Source organism: Delftia sp. CH05, assembly GCF_009827015.1.
Taxonomy (GTDB): Bacteria; Pseudomonadota; Gammaproteobacteria; order Burkholderiales; family Burkholderiaceae_C; genus Comamonas; species Comamonas tsuruhatensis.
Map to the genome: position 1 here is coordinate 42610 of NZ_WUMG01000045.1, position 6000 is coordinate 48609.

Genomic DNA, 6000 nt, shown 5'->3' on the forward strand with positions numbered 1-6000 from the left:
CTCGCTGTCCCTTGTTTTGGCCGCGCCAGTTTTTCAGGCACTTCCCATAAATGAGAGTGGGCTGTTTGCTCCACGATGAAAACCCGAACCGGCAGCCACGATGAAACGGCAAGCCGGTCGCCCCACGATGAAACAAGAGCCCTCAAGGGCCTGAGAGAAGAGAAAAGAAAAAGGGATGGAAAGCCGCAAGGCCTTCCATCCCTTTTCATTTCCATCGGGTGCGCACCGCCGGGCGGCGGTGCAGCCCGGTGTCAGTCGTCCAGCAGCGACAGGTCGCGCACGGCGCCCTTGTCGGCCGACATCACCAGCTTGGCATAGGCCTTGAGCGCGGCCGAGACCTTGCGCGGGCGCGGCTGGGCGGGCTTCCAGCCCTTGGCATCCTGCTCGGCGCGGCGGCGGGCCAGTTCCTCGTCGGAGACCAGCACGTTGATGCTGCGGTTGGGAATGTCGATGCGGATGCGATCGCCGTTCTTCACCAGACCGATGGCGCCGCCAGCGGCAGCTTCGGGAGAGCAGTGGCCGATGGACAGGCCCGAGGTGCCGCCCGAGAAGCGCCCGTCCGTCAGCAGCGCGCAGGCCTTGCCCAGGCCCTTGGACTTGATGTAGCTGGTCGGGTACAGCATTTCCTGCATGCCGGGGCCGCCCTTGGGGCCTTCGTAGCGCACGATGACGATGTCGCCGGCCTTGACCTTGTCGTCCAGGATGTTCTGCACGGCCTCGTCCTGCGACTCGGTCACGTGGGCCGTGCCCTCGAACACATGGATGCTTTCGTCCACGCCGGCCGACTTGACCACGCAGCCGTCCAGGGCGATGTTGCCCGTCAGCACGGCCAGGCCGCCCTCCTTGGAGAAGGCATGCTCGTAGGACCGGATGCAGCCTTCGGCACGGTCCAGGTCCAGGCTGGGCCAGCGCGTGTTCTGGCTGAAGGCCACCTGGGTGGGGATGCCGGCCGGTCCTGCCAGGTAGAAGTGCCGCACGGCTTCGTCCTGGGTGGTGGTGATGTCCCACTGCGCCAGGCCTTCGCCCAGGGTCTTGGCGTGCACGGTGGGCACGTCGGTGTGCAGCTTTCCGGCGCGAGCCAGCTCGCCCAGGATGGCGAAGATGCCGCCGGCGCGGTGCACATCCTCGATGTGGTACTTCTGCGTGTTGGGCGCGACCTTGCACAGCTGGGGCACCTGGCGCGAGAGGCGGTCGATGTCGGCCATGGTGAAGTCGATCTCGGCTTCACGGGCAATGGCCAGCAGGTGCAGGATGGTGTTGGTGGAGCCGCCCATGGCGATGTCCAGCGTCATCGCGTTCTCGAAGGCCTTGAAGCCCACCGAGCGCGGCAGCACGGATGCGTCTTCCTGCTCGTAGTACTCGCGGGCCAGCTCGACGATGCGGCGGCCGGCGCGCTTGAACAGTTCCTCGCGGTCGGCATGCGTGGCCAGCACCGTGCCGTTGCCGGGCAGGGACAGGCCCAGGGCCTCGGTCAGGCAGTTCATGGAGTTGGCGGTGAACATGCCCGAGCACGAACCGCAGGTGGGGCAGGCCGAGCGCTCGACCTGGGCGACCTGCTCGTCGGTGTAGTTGGAGTCGGCCGCGATCACCATGGCATCGACCAGGTCCAGCTTCTTGAATTCCAGCGTGTGCGTGGTGGGATTGGCCAGCTTGGTCTTGCCCGCTTCCATGGGGCCGCCCGAGACGAAGATCACGGGAATGTTCAGCCGCATGGCGGCCATCAGCATGCCGGGGGTGATCTTGTCGCAGTTGGAGATGCACACCAGCGCGTCGGCGCAGTGGGCGTTGACCATGTACTCCACCGAGTCCGCGATGATGTCGCGGCTGGGCAGCGAGTACAACATGCCGTCGTGGCCCATGGCGATGCCGTCGTCCACGGCGATGGTGTTGAATTCCTTGGCCACGCCGCCTGCGGCCTCGATCTCGCGCGCCACCAGCTGGCCCAGGTCCTTGAGGTGGACGTGGCCGGGCACGAACTGCGTGAAGGAATTGGCGATGGCGATGATGGGCTTGTCGAAGTCGCCATCCTTCATGCCGGTGGCACGCCACAGGGCGCGCGCACCAGCCATGTTGCGGCCGCCGGTGGAAGTCTTGGAACGGTATGCGGGCATGGGCAATCCAGTTGTCTGTCGTCTCGGTCCGTCCCTGGTCCTGTGGGGAAGGCCAGGGTCTGGGCGAAGATTATGGCGCAGCACCCGCCGCACCGCTGGGGCGCAGGAATGCCCCGGCCGGCGTGGACCGCCCCTTTGCAGACCCCAGGCATCGCCTGCGGCGAAGCCTGCTGCGCAATTCAGATCCGATCAGCGGCGCGAACGCGTGCCCGTGCCCATGGCTTCCTTGTTCTTTTCGATGCGCTTCAGGCGCCGCTGCTCGATCTTGTCAGCCGCGCGCCGCTTGGTGTAGCCCGACATGTCCGCCCAGGCCCACCAGGCCGCCGTCAAGCCATAGGCGCCCAGGATGACGTACCACGACCAGGTGGCGACAGGTTCGATATCGGCCAGCTTGAGCAAGGTGAGCAGGACCGCAATTCCCAACAGATACATCACTTCTCCTTCGCCACAAAGCGCTTCACACGAGGTAACGCATCACGCATGCGCGCCCACTACAATGGTTCGCATAATTATTCCCGACAACACCCCAGGAACTCATGATGAAGCAGACATTGATTGCATTTGCCCTGACCGTCGCCGCCGTGGCCCCCGCCATGGCCGACCAGGCACTTGCCACCTCCAAGAACTGCATGGCATGCCACGCAGTGGACAAGAAGCTGGTGGGCCCCTCCTACAAGGATGTGGCCGCCAAGTACGCCGGCCAGAAGGACGCCGTGGACAAGCTGGCAGGCAAGATCATGAAGGGCGGCAGCGGTGTCTGGGGCCCGGTTCCCATGCCCGCCAACCCCCAGGTCAACGAAGCCGATGCCAAGAAGCTGGCCGCCTGGGTGATGTCGCTGAAGTAGGCTCCGCCTTTCCTTCGGGGCCCCGCCTCAGGGCCCGCAAAAAAACCGCGCAACGCAAGTCGCGCGGTTTTTTCATGGTCCGCCGGTGAATCCGGGCCCGGCCCCCTTACCTGTAGTCCGCAGCGCCCGTGCCGGGCTGCTGGTGCAGGCGTACCTGCTGCTCCAGCTGCCCCACATAGGCGGCCGTGCTGTTGTCCGACTCCTGGGCGCGCTGCACCAGATGGGCCTCCAGCGCATCCAGCCGCGCCATCAGCACCTCCTTGTCACGCGCATGCAGGTCTTCCAGCACGGTGCGCAGCTCGGTGAAGCGCGAGGCCTCGGCCTTGTCGGCCAGGTCGCGCTGGGCCTGCATTTCCTTGGCGTGTCGGCGCGCCTCCATCAGCACCGAGCCCTGCAGCCACAGCACATAGGCGACGAAGAACACGCCCAGCAGGCAGGTCAGCGCCAGCATCAGCACGCCCAGCGGCGCCTGGACATCGGTGACGCCCAGCGACACGACGGATGGCGCGGCCAGCGTGTTCCAGTTGAATGCCGCCAGCAACGCAATCAGGGCCACGGTGATCAGCAACGACAGGGTTCTCAGATTCATGGTGAAAGGCCTCCCTCGGCAGTGGTGAAAGCAACAGCTTCGGTTGTACCGCAACCATCATGCCTGAGCTGTCGGCCCACACAAAATAGGACTGCAAGACAGGGCGCCACCCGCAGTCCGGCCAAGAAAAAACCGGAGCCAGGGCTCCGGTTCTTCATGGCGGTCGTGTCGGACCTCAGTTCGTCTCGGCCAGCTGGTCGAGGATGGCCGGGTTCTCCAGCGTGCTCGTGTCCTGGGTGATGGCCTCGCCCTTGGCAATCGAGCGCAGCAGGCGGCGCATGATCTTGCCGCTGCGCGTCTTGGGCAGGTTGTCGCCGAAGCGGATGTCCTTGGGCTTGGCGATGGGGCCGATTTCCTTGGCCACCCAGTCGCGCAGCTCCTTGGCGATCTGCTTGGCTTCCTCGCCCGTGGGGCGTGCCCGCTTCAGTACCACGAAGGCGCAGATGGCCTCGCCGGTCAGGTCGTCGGGGCGGCCCACGACGGCGGCCTCGGCCACCAGATCCGTCTTGGCGACCAGGGCCGATTCGATCTCCATCGTGCCCATGCGGTGGCCCGAGACATTGAGCACGTCGTCGATGCGACCGGTGATGCGGAAGTAGCCCCGGTCCTCGCTGCGCACGGCGCCGTCGCCTGCCAGATAGGTCTGCCCGCCGAGTTCGGCCGGGAAATAGCTCTTCTTGAAGCGCTCGGGGTCGCCCCAGATGGTGCGGATCATGCTGGGCCAGGGCTTGGTGACCACCAGCAGGCCGCCTGCGCCGTTGGGCAGTTCGTGGCCGGTCTCGTCGACGATGGCGGCCATGATGCCCGGCAGCGGCAGCGTGCACGAACCCGGCACCAGCGGGGTGGCACCCGGCATGGGGGCGATCACGTGGCCCCCGTTTTCGGTCTGCCAGAAGGTGTCCACGATGGGGCAGCGCTCGCCGCCCACATGCTTGTGGTACCACATCCAGGCCTCGGGATTGATGGGCTCGCCCACGCTGCCCAGCAGGCGCAGGCTGGACAGGTTCCAGTTCTTCGGATGCACGGCGGCATCGCTGTCGGCGGCCTTGATCAGCGAGCGGATGGCCGTGGGCGCCGTGTAGAAGATGGTACAGCCGTGGCGCTCGATCATCTGCCAGAAGCGGCCCGCATTGGGGAAGGTGGGCACGCCCTCGAACACGATCTGCGTGGCGCCAGCGGCCAGCGGGCCGTAGGCCACGTAGGTGTGGCCCGTGATCCAGCCGATGTCGGCCGTGCACCAGAACACGTCGCTGGGCTTGAGGTCGAAGGTCCACTCCATGGTCTGCTTGGCCCACAGCACGTAGCCGCCCGTGCAGTGCTGCACGCCCTTGGGCTTGCCGGTGGAGCCGCTGGTGTAGAGGATGAACAGCGGGTGCTCGGAATCCACGGCCACGGGCGCGCACTCCGTGCTCTGGCCGGCCAGGATCTCGCCGAAGGTCTTGTCGCGGCCCGCCGTCATGGCGCAGGCGGTGGCCGTGCGCTCGTAGACGAAGACATGGCGCACGGCCTCGCAGCCGCCCAGCGCCAGCGCGTCGTCCACGATGGCCTTGAGCGGCAGTTCCTTGCCGCCGCGCATCTGGTAGTTGGCGGTGATCACGGCCACGGCGCCCACGTCGACGATGCGTTCCTGCACCGCCTTGGCCGAGAAGCCGCCGAACACCACGCTATGCGTGGCGCCGATGCGCGCGCAGGCCTGCATGGCCACCACGCCCTCGATGGTCATGGGCATGTAGATCAGGACACGGTCACCCTTTTGCACGCCCTGCGCCTTGAGCGCGTTGGCGAACTGCGAGACGCGCTCCAGCAGCTCGCGGTAGCTGACCTTGGTGACCTCGCCGCCATCGGCCTCGAAGATGATGGCCGTCTTGTGCTCGACGGCCGTGCCCATGTGCTTGTCCAGGCAATTGGCGCTGGCATTGAGTTCGCCATCGGCGAACCAGCGGAAGAAGGGGGGATTGCTGTCGTCCAGCACCTGGGTGAAGGGCTTGGACCAGACCACGTTCTCGCGCGCCAGGCGGGCCCAGAAGCCCTGGTAGTCGTTCTCTGCCTCGGCGCACAGCGCCTTGTACTGCTCCATGCCGGAGATGCGGGCCTTGGCGGCAAAGTCTGCCGGCGGCGGGAAGACCCGGTTCTCCACCAGTACCGATTCAATGGGGGATGCTGTTGCGGTGCTCATGCTTGCTTGTCTCCTGGGCTGGCCAAATAAAAATTGTGGTGTGACTGTCGGGGGCCGGTCTTACATGCCACTGACTGAAACACCCTTGGGCGCGTCTACCTGGGGATTCCCCGCAGTTCCTGGCTGTCACCGGCAATGGCCTGTTTCGCCGCTAAAATCGCGCGCCCGTTTTCCACGGCCATTGTCCCCTCCCATCCACGCCCCCACGCAAGACAAGCGCGACCGACCACCATGGCCCGCCAGCAAAACTCCAACCGAGCCCCCGGCTCCCCCCTGCGT

Annotated in this window: 5 protein-coding genes; 1 reads left to right on the plus strand and 4 read right to left on the minus strand. The window is 65.9% G+C overall.

What is annotated here, in order from left to right:
• Nucleotides 1-251 precede the first annotated feature (251 nt).
• Together ilvD and GRX31_RS24925 are read right to left on the minus strand one after the other, a co-directional pair.
• Complete coding sequence (gene ilvD, locus GRX31_RS24920) at nt 252-2111, minus strand: dihydroxy-acid dehydratase (protein WP_016445181.1); 1860 nt, start codon at nt 2109-2111, stop codon at nt 252-254.
• A 189-nt stretch (nt 2112-2300) separates the two neighbouring features.
• The gene (locus GRX31_RS24925) at nt 2301-2543 is read right to left on the minus strand and encodes a TIGR04438 family Trp-rich protein (protein WP_016445180.1); all 243 of its coding nucleotides are present in this window, start codon (nt 2541-2543) and stop codon (nt 2301-2303) included.
• 107 nt (nt 2544-2650) lie between these two features.
• On the opposite strand from GRX31_RS24925, the gene GRX31_RS24930 reads away from it, so the two are divergent.
• Nucleotides 2651-2956: a c-type cytochrome gene (locus tag GRX31_RS24930; protein ID WP_016445179.1), complete on the plus strand. Its 306-nt coding sequence runs from the start codon at nt 2651-2653 to the stop codon at nt 2954-2956.
• Between the two features lie 106 nt (nt 2957-3062).
• Here GRX31_RS24930 and GRX31_RS24935 read toward each other — a convergent pair whose 3' ends face one another.
• On the minus strand, nt 3063-3545 hold the full coding sequence (locus tag GRX31_RS24935) for a hypothetical protein (RefSeq protein ID WP_016445178.1): 483 nt from the start codon (nt 3543-3545) through the stop codon (nt 3063-3065).
• A 175-nt stretch (nt 3546-3720) separates the two neighbouring features.
• Nucleotides 3721-5721 (minus strand): acetate--CoA ligase, encoded by a 2001-nt coding sequence (gene acs, locus GRX31_RS24940; RefSeq protein WP_016445177.1) that lies wholly within the window; start codon nt 5719-5721, stop codon nt 3721-3723.
• Between the last annotated feature and the right edge of the window lie 279 nt (nt 5722-6000).

Bases quoted from the DNA above. Each gene is read 5' to 3' on its own strand.
- ilvD (WP_016445181.1), bottom strand. From the start codon at position 2,111: ATGCCCGCATACCGTTCCAAGACTTCCACCGGCGGCCGCAACATGGCT.
- GRX31_RS24930 (WP_016445179.1), top strand. From the start codon at position 2,651: ATGAAGCAGACATTGATTGCATTTGCCCTGACCGTCGCCGCCGTGGCC.
- acs (WP_016445177.1), bottom strand. From the start codon at position 5,721: ATGAGCACCGCAACAGCATCCCCCATTGAATCGGTACTGGTGGAGAAC.
- GRX31_RS24925 (WP_016445180.1), bottom strand. From the start codon at position 2,543: ATGTATCTGTTGGGAATTGCGGTCCTGCTCACCTTGCTCAAGCTGGCC.
- GRX31_RS24935 (WP_016445178.1), bottom strand. From the start codon at position 3,545: ATGAATCTGAGAACCCTGTCGTTGCTGATCACCGTGGCCCTGATTGCG.